This window comes from Campylobacter concisus (genome assembly GCF_015229965.1).
Classification (GTDB): domain Bacteria; phylum Campylobacterota; class Campylobacteria; order Campylobacterales; family Campylobacteraceae; genus Campylobacter_A; species Campylobacter_A concisus_BD.
The window spans coordinates 21,938-37,262 of the sequence record NZ_JAAKZB010000015.1 but is presented as its reverse complement, the minus strand read 5'-3'; the positions used below and the strand labels follow the sequence as shown (position 1 = coordinate 37,262).

Sequence of the window (15,325 nt, the reverse complement as noted above, 5' to 3'; positions counted from 1 at the left end):
AATGGCAAAACGAACCGCAGTGATCGACCTTGGCTCAAATTCTATGCGTATGGCGATATTTGAGCGCACATCACGCTTAGCATTTTTTATACTAGCTGAATACAAAACCAAAGTGCGACTAGGCGAAGGTGGATACGGCTCAAACAACGAAATTTCAGAAGCTTCAATGCAAAAAGCGATCAAAGCTTTTAGCGAATTTGATAACATTATAAAAAGCTATAAATGCTCCAAAGTCCTATGTGTAGGCACTTCAGCGCTTAGAGATGCTCCAAACTCAGGCGTTTTGATCTCTCTTTTAAGAAAAAAACTTGGCATAAATTTAAAAGTCATTGACGGCAAAGAAGAGGCTACTTTTGGAGCGATAGCAGCTAAAAATTTACTTCACAGCCTAGCCGAGTGCGTCACAATCGACATCGGCGGAGGCTCGACCGAGCTTGCTAGGATAAGCAACGGCAAGATAGTCGATGTCCTCTCGCTTGATATAGGCACAGTGAGACTAAAAGAGCTATTTTTTGATAAGAAAAATTTAAACAAACTACCAAAATTTCTGGCGCAGATCACGGCGCAGATAGATGAGCGATTTAAGTGCCCAAATTTAATAGCGATCGGCGGCTCTTTAAGAGCAATCTCATCAGCCATAATGAGTAAAAATTTATATCCGCTCTCATCACTGCATGGCTTTTGCTACAAGCTTAGCGACGAGCAAGCCTACATTGAGAGCATCGCAAACGTTAGCGTGCTTGAGCTAAATAAATTCCCTATAAAAAAGGATAGATACGATACCATTAGAGAGGGCGCACATATATTTTTAGCCCTTGCCAAGGCGCTAAATGCCAAAAATGTCATCACAAGTGGCGTTGGCGTAAGAGAAGGCGTCTTTTTAAAAGACTTTTTGCGCCCAAGTCTTAAATTTCCAGAAAATTTTAACCCAAGCGTCAAAAGCCTACAAGACCGCTTCATCCTCTCTTGCAACAAAGCCGTGGCAAGATATGCAAAGGATATTTTTGTGGCGCTTAGAAAACTTCATGGGCTAAATGAGAGCTATCTTGAGACACTGCTAATTGCTGCAAAGCTCCACAATGTCGGTCAAGAGATAGGCTTTTACGGCGATCACAAAAACTCGGCTTATATCATACTAAATGCCCTAAACTACGGCTTCTCACACGAGCAAAAGACACTAATAGCCGCAGTCATCGGCACAAATGGCAAGAAAAATATTTATGAGTTTGAAAAGTATAAAAATTTATTACCAAAGGCTGAGTGCGTAAGGTGGCTAAGCTTCATCCTTGCGCTAGCCAAGGCACTTGATATAACCTGTGAGAAGTTAAATTTAAGCTTTGAGTTTAGCGGCCACACGCTAAAAATAGAGGGCGCAAAAGAATTTGCTATGGCAAAAGAAGAGATAAAAAAGATCGCAAAACCTGAAATTTTTGCCATTTCGTTTGTGTAAATCAAAAAGCTAGCGATCAAATTTATAAATTTATTTTCTAAAAATAAAAAAAAGGGGGGGGGTAAAGGCTTCTATTTTACTTTGTAGGCTCGCAATGCAAGTCAGATACGAAGTCCCCCCCCCACTCTTTTTATCCTTCAGCACACGTTCAAAGTATGCAATAGTGCCAAAGTGCCATGTTCTTAGTGTGAAACAAATTTTAAAATTTCATGAACGAGTAATTTCGGCTCTAAAATTTGAGCTAAGCGGTAAGCGAAGCCAAATTTTAGTAGTCAATTCTTGTGAGTGAGTGAAATTTTAAAATTTGCAAAGACAGCTTGACTAAATTTGTAAATTTCTTTTTATTCAAAAGGGAGACAAGGGGACTTGAATTTTGCTTCGCAGGCTCGCAACTGCAGGGCAGACACGAAGTCCGTCCCCTTATCCCCCTTTTTAAATCCCCTGTCTGCTTGCAGTTACGAGACGAAGTCGAAGTAAAAACCCCTCGCACGTTCAAGGGGCATGCGATAGCGTTTTGCGCCGCATGCGTTTTATCATCATGCAAGTGTCAAGCAAATTTTAAAATTTCATGAGCGAGTAATTTCGGCTCTAAAATTTGAGCTAAGCGGTTAGCGAAGCCAAATTTTAGTAGTCAATTCTTGCGAGTGAGTGAAGTTTTAAAATTTGCAAAGACAGCTTGATTGAATTTGTAAATTTCTTTTTATTCAAAAGGGAGACAAGGGGACTTGAATTACGAAGCCGTCCCCTTATCCCCCTTTTTAAATCCCCCAATCCCCTCGCACGTTAGAGGTGGCATGCAATTGTGCTAAAGCACTGCATGCATTTAAAAACCATGGCGAAAATTTCTTTATCTAGTCATCGTCAAGTAAATTTTAAAATTTCATGAACGAGTAATTTCGGCTCTGATTTTAGTGGCAAGCTTTGCGAGGCCTAAAATCAGTAGTCAATTCTTGCGAGCGAGTGAAAGTTTTAAAATTTGCAAAGACAGCTTGACTAAATTTGTAAATTTCTTTTTATTGAAAAAGGCAAGAAAGGTCTCAAATTCTACTTCACAGGCTAGCAACTTCATGGCGGATACGAAGCCACTTTTAAAATTTGCGAAAATGCTCTTCTAAATTTTTAAATTTAGTAGCGAAGCTGGATTAAAATTCCCCGCTCATTTTATCTTTGTAGTTATTTAGACTATTTTGACGCTCTTGCAAAAATGAGCCAAGTTTCTTCTTATTTTCTTCAAAGAATACCGCGAAGTCCTGCTCATTTTGGATCTTATCCTCGCCAAAGCTATCAAGCATGACGTTTGAGCTGCCAACTATCACTAGATAGCGCCTATTTTCGTAGCTTAGAAGCATTAGCTTGTTTGTGCGGTCAAGATATTTTTCATAGATGATATTGACGCCGCTATTTTGATTTTTAAGTAGCCAGTTCATCGACTTTGTGTCGTTTTGTGGTTGATTTTGTGGCGTTTTAAACCCGCTAAAATCACTACTTTTTGAAGTGATATATCTTTTAAAAACATATAAAAATATAAGAAGCGCGATGAGCACACTTAGGACGATGAAGTATCTTGAATCAATATTAACCATAGGTTCATTTTCTGTCTTTGGCGTGCTAGCAGTTTCTATCTTTGCGCTAGCTTGTGGCATATTTTGCACCTGCGTTTTTGTGTTTTTTAGCGTTACGCGGATGCGAAGCCCGAAGCTATCTGTTGTCTTTGAAGCATTTACGATGATCGCATCGTTTGAGCGTAAATTTAAAACTAAGGAGTTTTGCTTTGGCTCTATCTCAAGCTCTTGAATGATCTTTGAGTTTATGTCCTTACTCGCGCTTTGATCGTAGCTTAGAGAATTTAGTATCAAAGAGGTCGTATCTTTTTCTCGCTTTTGAAAGATGTTGCCCTCATACGGCGCATCAAAGCTAAGCATGATGTCGACCCTGTCGGTGCGCTCATAGATGTTGTATGTTAGCAAGTTAGAAGCTAAAATTTGCGTAGCAAAAAGCACAAAAAATAGTATAAATTTCATAAAAGTTCTTTTTTGAAGTACTGAATAACTGACTTTGAGTCCAAAATTTCATTTATCCTGATGGCTAAATTTTTCTCATAAACCATTACTTCGCCTTTTCCAAAAATTCTATTATTTATATATAGCTCCACGCTCTCGCCAGCTGGTTTTTCGAGGTCTATGACCGAGCCAGCTTCAAATTTCAAAAGCTCATTTATGCTAACTGTGGTAGTTCCTAGCTCAGCTATAAAATCAACGCTTATATCCATAAGCTCGTCATAGCTCTTAAAAAGCCCTAGCTGTTCTAGTGTCTCTATCGCACCTTCATCGTTCATTGTATCTTGTAGCCTATTTGAAATGTTCTATTTTTTATCTTATATATAAATTTCTCTTTTAGCTTTATGCCAAAATTCTCAACCTCGCCCAAAAACTCAGGCGTTCCAAGCTTATAAGCATTTGGCTCTTTTTCATTTAGCATATTTTTAGCCTTGCCGATGATTTGATTGGCTATCTCTTTGCAAAGATCGTCCAGATCGCCACCATCGACATCTTCGTGACCAAAAAAGGCATTCATGAAAATTTTCAAAGTATCTTTTTTAAAAAATAGATAAAACTGATACTCGCTTTTACCCTTATAAACTGGTATGCTAGCCCCGTAAAATCCCTTACCAAGGCTCTTGCCAAACTCTAAATCCAGCCCCAAAGTATCCTTGCAAAGATAGCTCGTGGCTTCATCTATAACTTTTCTCATATCTCTTCCTTAAGACTTGAAATGCGCGTTAATTATACTTTGGCTTTACTAAATTAGCTATAAATTTATTAAGCATTTTAAAAGAGTTTATCGACCTCTTTAACCAGCTCTTTTGCGCTAAATTTGGCGCAAAGCTTGACTATTTGCGTGCCTATGATCGCAGCGTCAGCATATTTTTTCACTTCACTAACATCATCTTTATTTTTGATGCCAAAGCCCACAGCCACTGGCAGATCGCTCTTTTTCTTAAGCTCTAGGACTAAATTTTTTATCCTATCTTCATCAGCTCTTTTTGAGCCGCTAACGCCGATAGCACCTAGCACGTAGATAAATCCTGAGCCAAATTTTAATATCTCATCCGCCCTGCCCCCAGAGGTGACGCTAATAAGTGGCACAAGGCATAAATTTAGCTCCTTGCACTTTAGAACAAACTCCTCGCACTCCTCGCAAGGCAGATCCGGCACGATAAAGCCGCTAACCCCGGCTTTACGTGATCTTTTTAGAAATTTATCAACGCCATAAGCAAAGATGATGTTGTAATAAACCAAAAAAACAAGTGGCTTTGTCACTTTTGCCTTGCAGCCCTCAAGCATATCAAAGACAACGTCGGTATTTACGCCACTTTGAGCTGTCTCAAAGCTAGCTTGCGCGATGAGCTTGCCATCAGCCAGCGGGTCAGAGTATGGGATGCCGATCTCAAGCAGATCAAGCGTGCTCTCATCTAAATTTTCTAAAAATTCCTTCGTTTTTTCTAGGCTTGGATATCCAGCCACGATGTAGCCGATGTTTGCCTTTTTGCCGTTAAATGCACTTCTAACCTTATCCATAAATTTTTCCTTTTTCGTAGCCGATAACTGTGTTTATGTCCTTATCGCCCCTGCCTGAGATATTTACGACGATGACGCTTTTTTTATCAAGTTTTGGGCAAAGCTTCTCTAGATACGCCACCGCATGCGCGCTCTCGATGGCTGGGATGATGCCCTCCATCTTACTTAGAAAATACAAGGCATTTATGCACTCATCGTCGGTCACGGCTTCGTATCTTACCCTTTTGATGTCGTTTAGGTGGGCGTGCTCTGGGCCGATGCCTGGGTAGTCTAGGCCTGCTGAGATACTATGCACTGGCGAGATCATGCCGTACTCATCTTGCAAAACGGTTGTTTTCATGCCGTGGATGATGCCGGTTTTGCCTTTGCTAAGCGTAGCTGCGTGATAAGGCGTATCTATGCCAAGGCCACCAGCTTCTATACCTACTAAATTTACGCTCTCATCGTCCAAAAACGCACTAAAAATGCCAATAGCATTACTGCCGCCGCCAACGCAAGCGATGACGTAATCAGCCTTTTTGCCATATTTTTCAAGCTGAGCTTTTGCCTCTGTGCCGATCACGCTTTGAAAATCACGCACGATCTTTGGATATGGGTGTGGGCCAACGGCTGAGCCAATGACATAAAACGCGCTTTCTATCTCATTTACCCACGCTTGTATGGCCGCCGTGGTCGCCTCTTTTAGCGTTTTTAAGCCATCTTCTACGCTCACCACTTTCGCGCCAAGAAGCTGCATGCGAAAGGCATTTAGCTGCTGTCTAGCCACGTCTGTAGCACCCATATACACATCACACTCTAAGCCCAAAAGTGCCGCTGCAGTCGCTGTTGCCACGCCGTGCTGACCAGCTCCAGTCTCAGCTAAAATTTTCTTTTTACCCATCTTTTTAGCAAGCAACGCTTGAGCTAAGGCGTTATTTATCTTGTGCGCGCCAGTGTGGTTTAGATCCTCTCTTTTTAGGTAAATTTCATGTCCGTAGTGCTCGCTTAGGCGCTTTGCAAAAAAGAGCGGGCTAGGCCTGCCAACATAGTTTTTCAAAAGATCATCAAGCTCGTCTTTAAACTCTTTTGTCTTTGCGATGCTCTCATAAGCATTTTCTAGCTCATCAAGAGCAAACATCACCGTCTCAGGCACGAACTGCCCGCCAAATTTTCCAAAATACGCCTTACTATTCATCTTCTACCTCACCTATGATCTTTAAAATTCTCTCTATCTTTTGTGCATCTTTTATGCCGTTTTCGTCCTCGACTTTTGAGTTGATATCGACTAGATATGGCTTAAATTTAAGCGCCTCTTTGATGTTGTGCTCGCCTATGCCCCCAGCCATGCCAAATTTAAATTTAACCTCTTTTAAAATTTCCCACTCAAAGCTAGTGCCATTTCCGCCAGCATTTTCGCCCTTGCAGTCAAAAAGCACCATGTCAAAATGCTTAAAATCAACCTCTGGCAAGCTATCTTTCACGCTAAAAACCTGCCAAATCTCAAGCCCCATATCTTTTAAATTTGCCTCTAAATTTTCACTCACCACTCCATGCACCTGAGCCACGTCAAGACCAGCAAACTGGCAAATTTCCATTATCTCACAATCACTTTGCTCCGCAAAAACACCGACAACTTTTTTACCCTTGCTGTGGGCAAATTTCGCTATCTGCCTAGCTAAATTTAGCTCAACCCTTCTTTTGCTTTTAGCAAATATCAGCCCTATAAAATCAACATCCAAAGTACAAACCGCACTCGCCTCATCTAGCGTTTTGATACCACAAATTTTAACTAGCGCCATTACGCTTGCACCCTTATAAACTCTTCATAAAATTTATACGCCTTACCTGAATTTATCGCTTCAAGCACCATTTTTTTGGCCTCGTCTGGGCTCTTTGCGCCATCAGCCGCGTAGAGTGCAAACATCGCATTAAAGACCACTATGTCAAATTTCGCCCCCTGCTCCTCGCCTTTTAGCGTGCGGATCAAGGTTTTGGCATTTTCTTCAGGTGTGCCGCCCTCGATGTCGCTGTGAAGCGCTCTTTTAAAGCCAAACTGCTCTGGCGTGATGCTGTATTCAAAAATTTCGCCATTTTTTAGCTCCACGATGCTTGTTTCGCTACAAAGCGTGATCTCATCTAGTCCATCATCGCCGCGGACGACCAAAGCGTGCTTTCTACCAAGAATTTTAAGCGTCTGGGCGTAGAGTTTTAGGACAGGTTTATGATAGACGCCAACTAGCTGGTTTGTAAGGTTTAAATTTGGATTTAAAAGCGGTCCAAGCACGTTAAATACGGTTCTTATGCCAAGTCTTTGGCGCACTTCTCTCACCTCGCCAACTAGCGGATGGAAAAATGGCGCGTGGAAAAAGGCTAAATTTTTACTAGCTAAATTTTCACGCTGTTTTGCCAGTGATTTTTCACTTTTTACGCCTAAAATTTCAAGCACATCAGAGCTGCCTGACTTACTTGAAACTGCCTTATTGCCGTGTTTTGCGACCTTTATGCCAAGGCTTGCAAGGATAAATGCCACTGTAGTTGAGATATTTATCGTCTTAAAGCCATCGCCTCCAGTGCCGCAAAGATCGATCATAGGCGTATCGTCGCGGTAAGTTTGCGAGTATTTTAGGATATTTTTTGCAAGTGCAGCGAGGCTTTTTGGGTAAAGACTCTTTTCGCTAATTAGCACCAAAAGGGCTGAAAGCTGCACGATCTCATACTCTTTGCTGGCTATTATCTCGCAAATTTGCTCAAAGTCGCTATCATCAAGCGGGATGTTTTCTTGAAGCTTGATAAGATATGGCTTAAGTGAGCGAATTTTTGGTTCTTTAGCCTCTTCTTTTGCTTTGTAATTTACAAAATTTTCAACGATCTTTTTGCCGTATTGCGTGAAGTAGCTCTCTGGGTGAAACTGGATGCCAAAGATCGGCTTATCTTTTACGCTAAGTGCCATAACTACGCCATCATCGCTCACCGCATCAGCGCTTAAGCTAGCTGGGAGCTCATCGACATAGAGCGAGTGGTAGCGCATAACCTCAAAGCGCTCAGGCAACCCTGCAAAGAGCGGCTCTTTGTTTTTCACATCGATAAATGAGGTCTTGCCGTGAAGTGGATCGTCTAGTCTTTTTATCTTTGCGCCAAAACTAAGCCCTATGGCTTGGTGTCCAAGGCAAATTCCAAGCACTGGCACGCCAAGGTTGGCCTCTAAAATTTCTAAGCAAACTCCGCTATCTTTTGGGTGCTTTGGCCCTGGGCTTAGGATGATCTTACTTGGGTTTAGCTTCTTGATCTCTTCAAGTGTTATCTTGTCGTTTCTAACGCATCTAACCTCTTCATTTGTGAGCTCTTTTACGTACTGCTCGACGTTGAAGACAAAACTATCGTAGTTATCTATAAGTAAAATCAATCTCTATCCTTTTAAATTTAGCGGCTGCTGCGCGGACTAAATATTATAAATTTAGGTGAGATTATAACTAAAAGAAATTTTAATTAGGCTTTTGTGCGGCTCTCGTAGGCTTTTAAGAGTGAGAGCATATCGACGTTTTCTAAATTTACGCCAGTTGGTACGCCCTGAGCGATCTTGCTAAATGAAATTTCACTCATGCCAAGCTTATCCTCGACGTAAAGCATGAGCGCGTCTGAATTTAGCCCCGGCGTAAAGGCGAAAACGACCTCTTTTGAGCCATTTTGCTTAATAGCACTTCGCAGCCTCTCTATGGCGTCCTCGTCGATCTCATCAAGCACGAAGTAAAGGCCATTGTAGATGCCATTTTGCTCAAAAACCAAGATATCTTTTGGGCTCTCAACCAGCAAGATGACCTCGCTGTCCCTGCTCTCGTCGCTGCAAATGTCGCAAATTTCATTTTCGCTTAGCCCACCACAACGCTCACAACGCTTGATAAACCTCACCGCGTCTTCGATATTTTGCGCGAGCCTTAGCCCTGCAAAGCTATCTTGCATACAGACAAAGTAGGCAAATCTCGCGGCTGATTTTTTACCGACACCTGGTAGCTTAGCAAATGACTCGGTTAGCTCGTTAAACTTCTCTAAGCCCCTTTTCATGCTCGTTTTGCCTTTGCTCGAAGTAAAATTTTAAAGACGTGATAGCCGTCTTCATAGTCGTAAGCTAGCTCAAATTTTTGCATCTGGCAAATTTGCTCGATGATGTAAAGTCCAAGCCCCATGCCGCTTCCCGCACTCACCTTGTCGCCTCTCACAAAGGCTTGTTTGTAGTAATCAATCGGGTGATTTAGCTTTTTGCCTAAATTTTTAACCGCTATAAATTCGCTATCGCAGATCAAGATGGCTTTCTTGTCCTCTGCGTATTTTAGGGCATTGTCTATCAAATTTTTAATCGCTAAACTAAAAAGCTGAAAATCCACTCTTAGTATGACGTCGTCCCTGATATCACAGCTCACTCGCTCTTCAAATTTATCAAGCATGAGCATATCTTGCACCTGCTCTAAAATGAGTGAAAAATGGCACTCTTGATAGTTTAGCGCGTAGCTTTTTGAAAGAAGCTGCTCGACCTTGCTAAATTCATTTATAAGCATCTCAAGGCGCTCAAAAACGTTTATGAGCCTCATCTTTTGAGTGTCGTTTGCCACCATCTCAGAGACGATCCTACCCTTGCCAATAGGCGTCTTTAGCTCGTGCATGATCGCACGTAAAAATAGCTGCCTTGAGCGAATGAGCTCTCTGATCTTGCAAACAGCGTTGTCAAATTCAACTGCGACCTGCCCGATCTCATCTTGCTCGTTTTCATTTAGCCTAGCAGTCATCACCATCTCCATGTTTCCGCTGGCAAATTTTCTGATATCTTTGCTAAGTCTTCTAAGCGGCAAAAGGCTTCTAAGAACCGAGACATAAAGCGAGATGAGCAGAGCCGAGATGATCAAAAATGCCACCCAAAGCGGGTCATTTACGTGTCTTGCATCGTTACTCTCAAGTAGTAGCATAAAAGATGGATTTTTGATAAGCAGATACAAATCGCCTTTGTAATTAACCGACTGCATCATGCCAAGGGGCGTGTGCTGCGTAAAAATGGCGTTTCCGCTTGTAGTAACTGAGGTAGCTAAATTTTTGTTGCCGACGTATTCTAGGTTGAAATTTTTAAAGTAGTGCTCCAAATCTCTTGGAGGATTGCCACGCTCGTAAAGCGCCACAAGATAGTTCATAGCGCTTATTTGCTTATCTTTTAGCTTCTCAAGCGCACTTTCTTGCTGAATGTTTGCAAATGTCACAAAAAGCAAGCACATCAGCGAGAAAGCGATGGCGAAGATGATAGTTATCTTGGTGGTTATGGAGTATTTCATCCGATAAGCTTATATCCTATGCCTCTAACTGAAAATATATGTTTTGGCGCTTTTGAGCTATCGCCGATCTTTGTTCTAAGGCGTCCGATGATGACATCTAGGCTCTTTGAGTCCTTGTCTTTTAGGCTCTTGCAGTTATAAACTAGCTGCTCTCTTGATACTGAAAAGCTGTGCTGTTTGATGAGATAGGTTAAAATTTCATACTCAGCTGGTGTAAGAGCAAGGGCTTCATTATTAAAATAAATTTCATGGCGCTTGTCGTCTATCCTAAATGCGCTATCAACGACCTCTTCTTGAACTTCGTTTGTCTTTTTATATCTTCTAATAAGACTTGTGATACGAGCATACATCTCTTTTGGATCGTATGGTTTTGGCAAATAATCATCCGCTCCAAGTTGAAGGCCAACGACCTTGTCACTGATGTCACTGCGAGCTGAGCTTATGATGATAGGGATGTCATATTTTTGGCGAATTTCTTTGCAAACTTCAAGACCATCAATGCCAGGTAATGTAAGATCAAGTATGAGCAGGTCATAGTTTTTTATCCCTGCACTTAGCCCTAGATATGGGTCTTCAAAGTTAGTCACTTTTATATTAAAACTGTCAAGATATTCAGATAAAATTTGTGCAAATTCTGGATCGTCTTCTATCATTAAAACGTTAATCATAAATCATCCTTTTCATTGAAAAATAGTAGAGATTATACGGCAAAAATGTAAATTTTTTTTTAAATTTAAACTTTTTTGGATAAAATCTCACATTTAAAATAAGCTTAATAAACAAGGAAAAATGTGGAATTTGATTATTACGAGATCCTTGAAATTTCAAGAAATGCAAGTGGCGACGAGATAAAAAAAGCCTTTAGAAAGCTCGCTTTAAAATACCACCCAGACAGAAACGCTGGCGACAAAGAAGCTGAGCAGAAATTTAAACAGATAAACGAAGCCTATCAGGTCTTAAGCGATGAGCAAAAGCGCTCAATATATGACAGATACGGCAAAGAAGGGCTTGAGGGTAGATTTGGCAGTGGAGGCGGATTTAGCGCTGATTTTGACCTTTCAGACATTTTTGACTCGTTTTTTGGAGGCGGTTTTGGCGGTGGCTCTAGGCAGAGAAAAAGACGAAGCGAAAAATACTCAGCTGATCTTGAAATTCCTATAAATTTGGAGTTTAATGAAGCTGTTTTTGGCTGCGAAAAAGAGATCAAATTTGATCAAAAAGTGCCTTGCCCAACATGCAACGCAACAGGCAGCAAAGATGGCAAAAACAAAACTTGCCAGCACTGCGGCGGAAGCGGCAGGATCACGCGCGGAAATGGCTTTATGAATATCGTTCAAGAGTGCCCATACTGCCACGGATCTGGCGAAGTGATAAGCGAGCCATGTCCTGACTGCAACGCAAAAGCCTATAAAATCCAGCAACAAAGCGTCAAGATCACGATACCAGAGGGCGTTGATAGTGGCATGAGGATGAGGGTCGCTGGCAAAGGCAACATCGGTGCAAACGGCGTTCAAGGCGATCTTTATGTGAGCATAAATGTAAAAGATGACAAGCATTTCATCCGCCACAACGACGATGTTTATATAGAAATTCCAGTCTTTTTTACCCAAGCTGTTCTTGGCGAGAGCATAAAAATCCCAACTCTTCGCGGTGAAGCCGAGCTAAAACTGCCAGTTGGTGCAAAAGATAAACAGCAATTTATCTTTGAAAACGAGGGCATCAAGGGTGTAAATTCGCGCAAAAAAGGCAGACTTGTAGCGCAAATTTCTATCCAAACGCCTGATAAACTAAGTGATGAACAAAAAGAGCTTTTAAACAAGCTTCAAGCTAGCTTTGGCATAGTTTCAGGCAAGTCAAGCACCGATGAGAGCGTCTTTGATAAGATAAAAAGCTGGTTTAAAGGCGACGAGCCAAAAGGCAAAAAGAAAAAATAAATTTAAATTTGTGGCGTGAAATTTGGCGTCACAAATTCTTTCAAAATAAATTTTATATATCCTATATTTTTACAAGTAAATTTCACACAAATTTTAAAATTTTATATGCGAGTAATTTAAGCTCTGATTTTAGTGCTAAACGAAGTGTAGCTTAAATTTAGTTAGCCTGCCAAGACTAGTAAATAAAGTTTTAAAATTTGTAAATTTGTTTTATCAGGTCAAATAAGCGTCAAGCAAATTTTAAAATTTCATGAACGAGTAATTTCGGCTCTAAAATTTGAGCTAAGCGTTTAGCGAAGCCAAATTTTAGTAGTCAATTCTTGCAAATGCAAATGAATGGAATTTTAAAATTCGTATGATAAACAAATTTAAAATAAATTTCAGTGCCCAGAAGCTATCCGAGCACCAAATTTTACAAATTTACTCAGTTGCAAGATCTAAGTAATAATCAAGCTGGTCGCGTCTGATGATACGTATAAGGTTTGTGCTGCCCTCTACACCTGTTGGGTGGCCAGCTGTGACGAGATAGGTCTTGTCATGCTCGACGTATCCAGCGTCGTAAGCCTTTTTGATGACATTTGCAAGAAGGACATTTAGCTTTGTCTTTTCAAGCACGAGCGCTGGCGTCACGCCCCAAGCAAGGGTAAGCATGTGAGCTGTCTGCTCGTCGTGTGCGATAGCGATGATGTCGATACTCGTGCGGTTTCTAGCTAGCTTTATGGCTGATTTGCCAGAGCCTGTGATAGAGAGTATCGCATTTGCCTTGATGCGAACAGCTAGTGAAGCTGCGCTATTTGCGACCATATCTGTCTCGTCAAAAAAGTCAAATTCGTCAAATTTATTGTATGGATAGATACTTTGCGTTTGTATGATCGTTTTACTCATCGCCTCTACGACTGCGACTGGGTTTTTGCCGATCGCGCTCTCCTCGCTTAGCATAACTGCGTCAGTGCCATCTAGCACGGCGTTTGCCACGTCACTGATCTCCGCTCTTGTAGCAGTTTCATGCTCAGCCATGCTTAGCATCATCTGCGTTGCTGTGATGACTGGCTTGCTTGCTGCATTTGCCTTTTTGATGATGAGCTTTTGTATGGTTGGGACCTTGTAAAATGGCACTTCTATGCCAAGATCACCACGAGCTACCATGATGCCGTCGCTCTTTGCGATGATGTCGTCTATGTTTTCAACCGCGTCAAATTTCTCTATCTTAGATAAGATAGCCGCTTTGGAGCCAAATTCTTTTAAGATATTTCTCGCTTTTATCACGTCATTTGCGTCTTGTACGAAGCTAATAGCAACGAAATTTACGCCGTGTTTTGCGCCAAATTCCATATCTTCTTTATCTTTTGGCGTAATGATCTCGATACCAAGGGTGGTATTTGGGAAATTTACCCCTTTGTTTGAGTTTAAAATTCCGTCATTTTCGATGATGGTTTTTACGACTTCTTTGCCCTCGCCTACAACTCTTGCTCTGATCGAGCCATCGTAGAGATAAACGTACTCGCTAGCCTTTAGCATAGGTAAAATTTGAGGCTGATTTAGGCTCACTCTATAAACGCCCTTTTCGATCTTTTCACCCACGATATCCTCGGCATAAATGCTAAGCTCGTCGCCAGTTTTTAAGTAAAATGGCTCGCTAAGCTTGCCAACTCTGATCTTTGGACCGCAGATATCTTGCAAGATGCCTATGCGTTTGTTTAGTCTTTTTTCGATGTTTCTTATCTTGTCGATGTTTGATTTGTGGTATTCGTGTGTTCCGTGGCTAAAATTTAAACGAAAAACATTAACCCCTGCTTTAACCATCGCTTCCATCGTCTCTTCGTTGTCACTTGCTGGCCCTAAAGTCGCTACAATTTTCGTCTTTTTTATCATTTTTATGCCCTGTAATTTGATTTTTGCGATTATAACACATTTTAATAATGTAAATTTTTTGTATAATATGCAAAATTTTTAAAGGAGAGAGTATGAATAAATTTTTATTAGCATCTCTTGGCCTAGCAGCTCTTGCTTGCGCTGCCATGGGAGATGACAAAGTCTATAAGCTCAAGCTTGCAAGTTCATGGGAGAGCACTATGCCAGTGCTTGGTGAAGTGCCAAAAGAGCTAAAAGATAAGGTCGAAAAGATGAGTAACGGCCGCATCGAGATCAGGATCGACTACCCATCAAAGCACAAGTCGCCTTTTGCGATGCTTGACTTTGCAAAGAGCGGTCAGTACGACATCGGCTACACAGCTAGCTACTACTACAAGGGCAAAGACCCTAAGACTATGTTCTTTACAGCGACACCATTTATGATGAATACCGACGAGCAAACAGCTTGGTATGAATTTGGCGGCGGCAAAGAGCTAGAGGCGAAAGTTTTTGACCCATATAACATCAAAATTTTTAGAGCTGGCAACACTGGCATGCAAATGGGCGGCTGGTTTAAAAAAGAGATCAAGTCAGTTGATGATATCAAAGGCTTAAAGATCAGAATTCCAGGCTTTGGCGGTGAAATTTACGCTAAACTTGGCGCAAACATCAACACTATCCCAACTGGCGAGCTTTACATGGCGCTTGAGATGGGTACAATCGACTCAGTCGAGTGGGTTAGCCCAGCTTACGACATGGCGCTTGGCTTCCACAAAGTGGCAAAATACTACTACACAGGCTGGCAAGAGCCAAACGGCGAAACTCAGTTTTTCTTCAACAAAAATGCGTATGAAAAACTTCCAGATGATCTAAAAGCTATCTTTGAAGCGGCTGCTGCTGAGGTGGCAAGAGATGTAAATACTAAGGTATTTTACGCAAACGTAGAGTACTGGGACAAGATGAAGGCTGAGTACCCAGACATCCAAGTAAAATCTTTCCCACCAGAGGTCATCACAGCTCTTAAAAAGGCTACAAATGAGCTACTTGATGAAGAGAGCGCAAAAGATCCACTATTTAAAGAGATCGTTGAGTCTCAAAGAGCTTTCCTCAAAAAAGCAAGAGAATGGACTAAAATTTCTGACTACGCTTACATCAAAACAAACGAAGAGAAATAACCACAGCAGGGAGCTCTCCCTGCTTTTTAAAATTTAAAACTACAAC

Annotated in this window: 14 protein-coding genes; 3 read left to right on the top strand and 11 right to left on the bottom strand. The window is 41.4% G+C overall.

Going from position 1 to position 15,325, the window contains the following annotated elements:
• The first annotated feature begins 1 nt into the window (after position 1).
• Positions 2-1,450, top strand: a complete 1,449-nt coding sequence (locus tag G6W43_RS07345) for a Ppx/GppA phosphatase family protein (protein ID WP_194169504.1) — start codon at positions 2-4, stop codon at positions 1,448-1,450.
• A 1,142-nt stretch (positions 1,451-2,592) separates the two neighbouring features.
• Here G6W43_RS07345 and G6W43_RS07340 read toward each other — a convergent pair.
• From G6W43_RS07340 to G6W43_RS07295, 10 genes are all read right to left on the bottom strand, one after another.
• Complete coding sequence (locus G6W43_RS07340; protein WP_103570584.1) at positions 2,593-3,471, bottom strand: excinuclease ABC subunit A; 879 nt, start codon at positions 3,469-3,471, stop codon at positions 2,593-2,595.
• Complete coding sequence (gene fliN / locus G6W43_RS07335) at positions 3,468-3,785, bottom strand: flagellar motor switch protein FliN (protein WP_002942551.1); 318 nt, start codon at positions 3,783-3,785, stop codon at positions 3,468-3,470. The genes G6W43_RS07340 and fliN overlap by 4 nt, the downstream gene beginning before the upstream one ends.
• A complete protein-coding gene (locus G6W43_RS07330) occupies positions 3,782-4,201 on the bottom strand; it encodes a chemotaxis protein CheX (RefSeq protein WP_087582123.1) in 420 nt (139 codons plus the stop codon). Before G6W43_RS07330 ends, fliN begins: the two co-directional genes overlap by 4 nt.
• Before the next feature lie 77 nt (positions 4,202-4,278).
• Complete coding sequence (trpA, locus tag G6W43_RS07325; RefSeq protein WP_194169503.1) at positions 4,279-5,028, bottom strand: tryptophan synthase subunit alpha; 750 nt, start codon at positions 5,026-5,028, stop codon at positions 4,279-4,281.
• Positions 5,021-6,202, bottom strand: a complete 1,182-nt coding sequence (gene trpB, locus G6W43_RS07320; protein WP_194169502.1) for a tryptophan synthase subunit beta — start codon at positions 6,200-6,202, stop codon at positions 5,021-5,023. Before trpB ends, trpA begins: the two co-directional genes overlap by 8 nt.
• The gene (locus G6W43_RS07315) at positions 6,195-6,806 is read right to left on the bottom strand and encodes a phosphoribosylanthranilate isomerase (RefSeq protein ID WP_194169501.1); all 612 of its coding nucleotides are present in this window, start codon (positions 6,804-6,806) and stop codon (positions 6,195-6,197) included. The genes trpB and G6W43_RS07315 overlap by 8 nt, the downstream gene beginning before the upstream one ends.
• Positions 6,806-8,410 carry an anthranilate phosphoribosyltransferase gene (gene trpD, locus G6W43_RS07310; RefSeq protein WP_194169500.1) on the bottom strand — a complete coding sequence of 535 codons (1,605 nt, stop codon included), beginning with the start codon at positions 8,408-8,410 and terminating at the stop codon, positions 6,806-6,808. Before trpD ends, G6W43_RS07315 begins: the two co-directional genes overlap by 1 nt.
• 83 nt (positions 8,411-8,493) lie before the next feature.
• Positions 8,494-9,066, bottom strand: a complete 573-nt coding sequence (gene recR / locus G6W43_RS07305; protein ID WP_009294391.1) for a recombination mediator RecR — start codon at positions 9,064-9,066, stop codon at positions 8,494-8,496.
• Positions 9,063-10,319 carry an ArsS family sensor histidine kinase gene (locus G6W43_RS07300; protein ID WP_194169499.1) on the bottom strand — a complete coding sequence of 419 codons (1,257 nt, stop codon included), beginning with the start codon at positions 10,317-10,319 and terminating at the stop codon, positions 9,063-9,065. Before G6W43_RS07300 ends, recR begins: the two co-directional genes overlap by 4 nt.
• Positions 10,316-10,987: a response regulator transcription factor gene (locus G6W43_RS07295; RefSeq protein ID WP_009294394.1), complete on the bottom strand. Its 672-nt coding sequence runs from the start codon at positions 10,985-10,987 to the stop codon at positions 10,316-10,318. The genes G6W43_RS07300 and G6W43_RS07295 overlap by 4 nt, the downstream gene beginning before the upstream one ends.
• A gap of 123 nt (positions 10,988-11,110) precedes the next feature.
• On the opposite strand from G6W43_RS07295, the gene dnaJ reads away from it, so the two are divergent.
• A complete protein-coding gene (dnaJ, locus tag G6W43_RS07290) occupies positions 11,111-12,253 on the top strand; it encodes a molecular chaperone DnaJ (protein ID WP_107714232.1) in 1,143 nt (380 codons plus the stop codon).
• A 420-nt stretch (positions 12,254-12,673) separates the two neighbouring features.
• Here dnaJ and pyk read toward each other — a convergent pair whose 3' ends face one another.
• Complete coding sequence (gene pyk, locus G6W43_RS07285; RefSeq protein WP_194169498.1) at positions 12,674-14,125, bottom strand: pyruvate kinase; 1,452 nt, start codon at positions 14,123-14,125, stop codon at positions 12,674-12,676.
• Between the two features lie 92 nt (positions 14,126-14,217).
• Between pyk and G6W43_RS07280 the strand changes: the two genes are divergently transcribed.
• On the top strand, positions 14,218-15,279 hold the full coding sequence (locus tag G6W43_RS07280) for a TRAP transporter substrate-binding protein (protein WP_194169497.1): 1,062 nt from the start codon (positions 14,218-14,220) through the stop codon (positions 15,277-15,279).
• Positions 15,280-15,325: the final 46 nt, after the last annotated feature.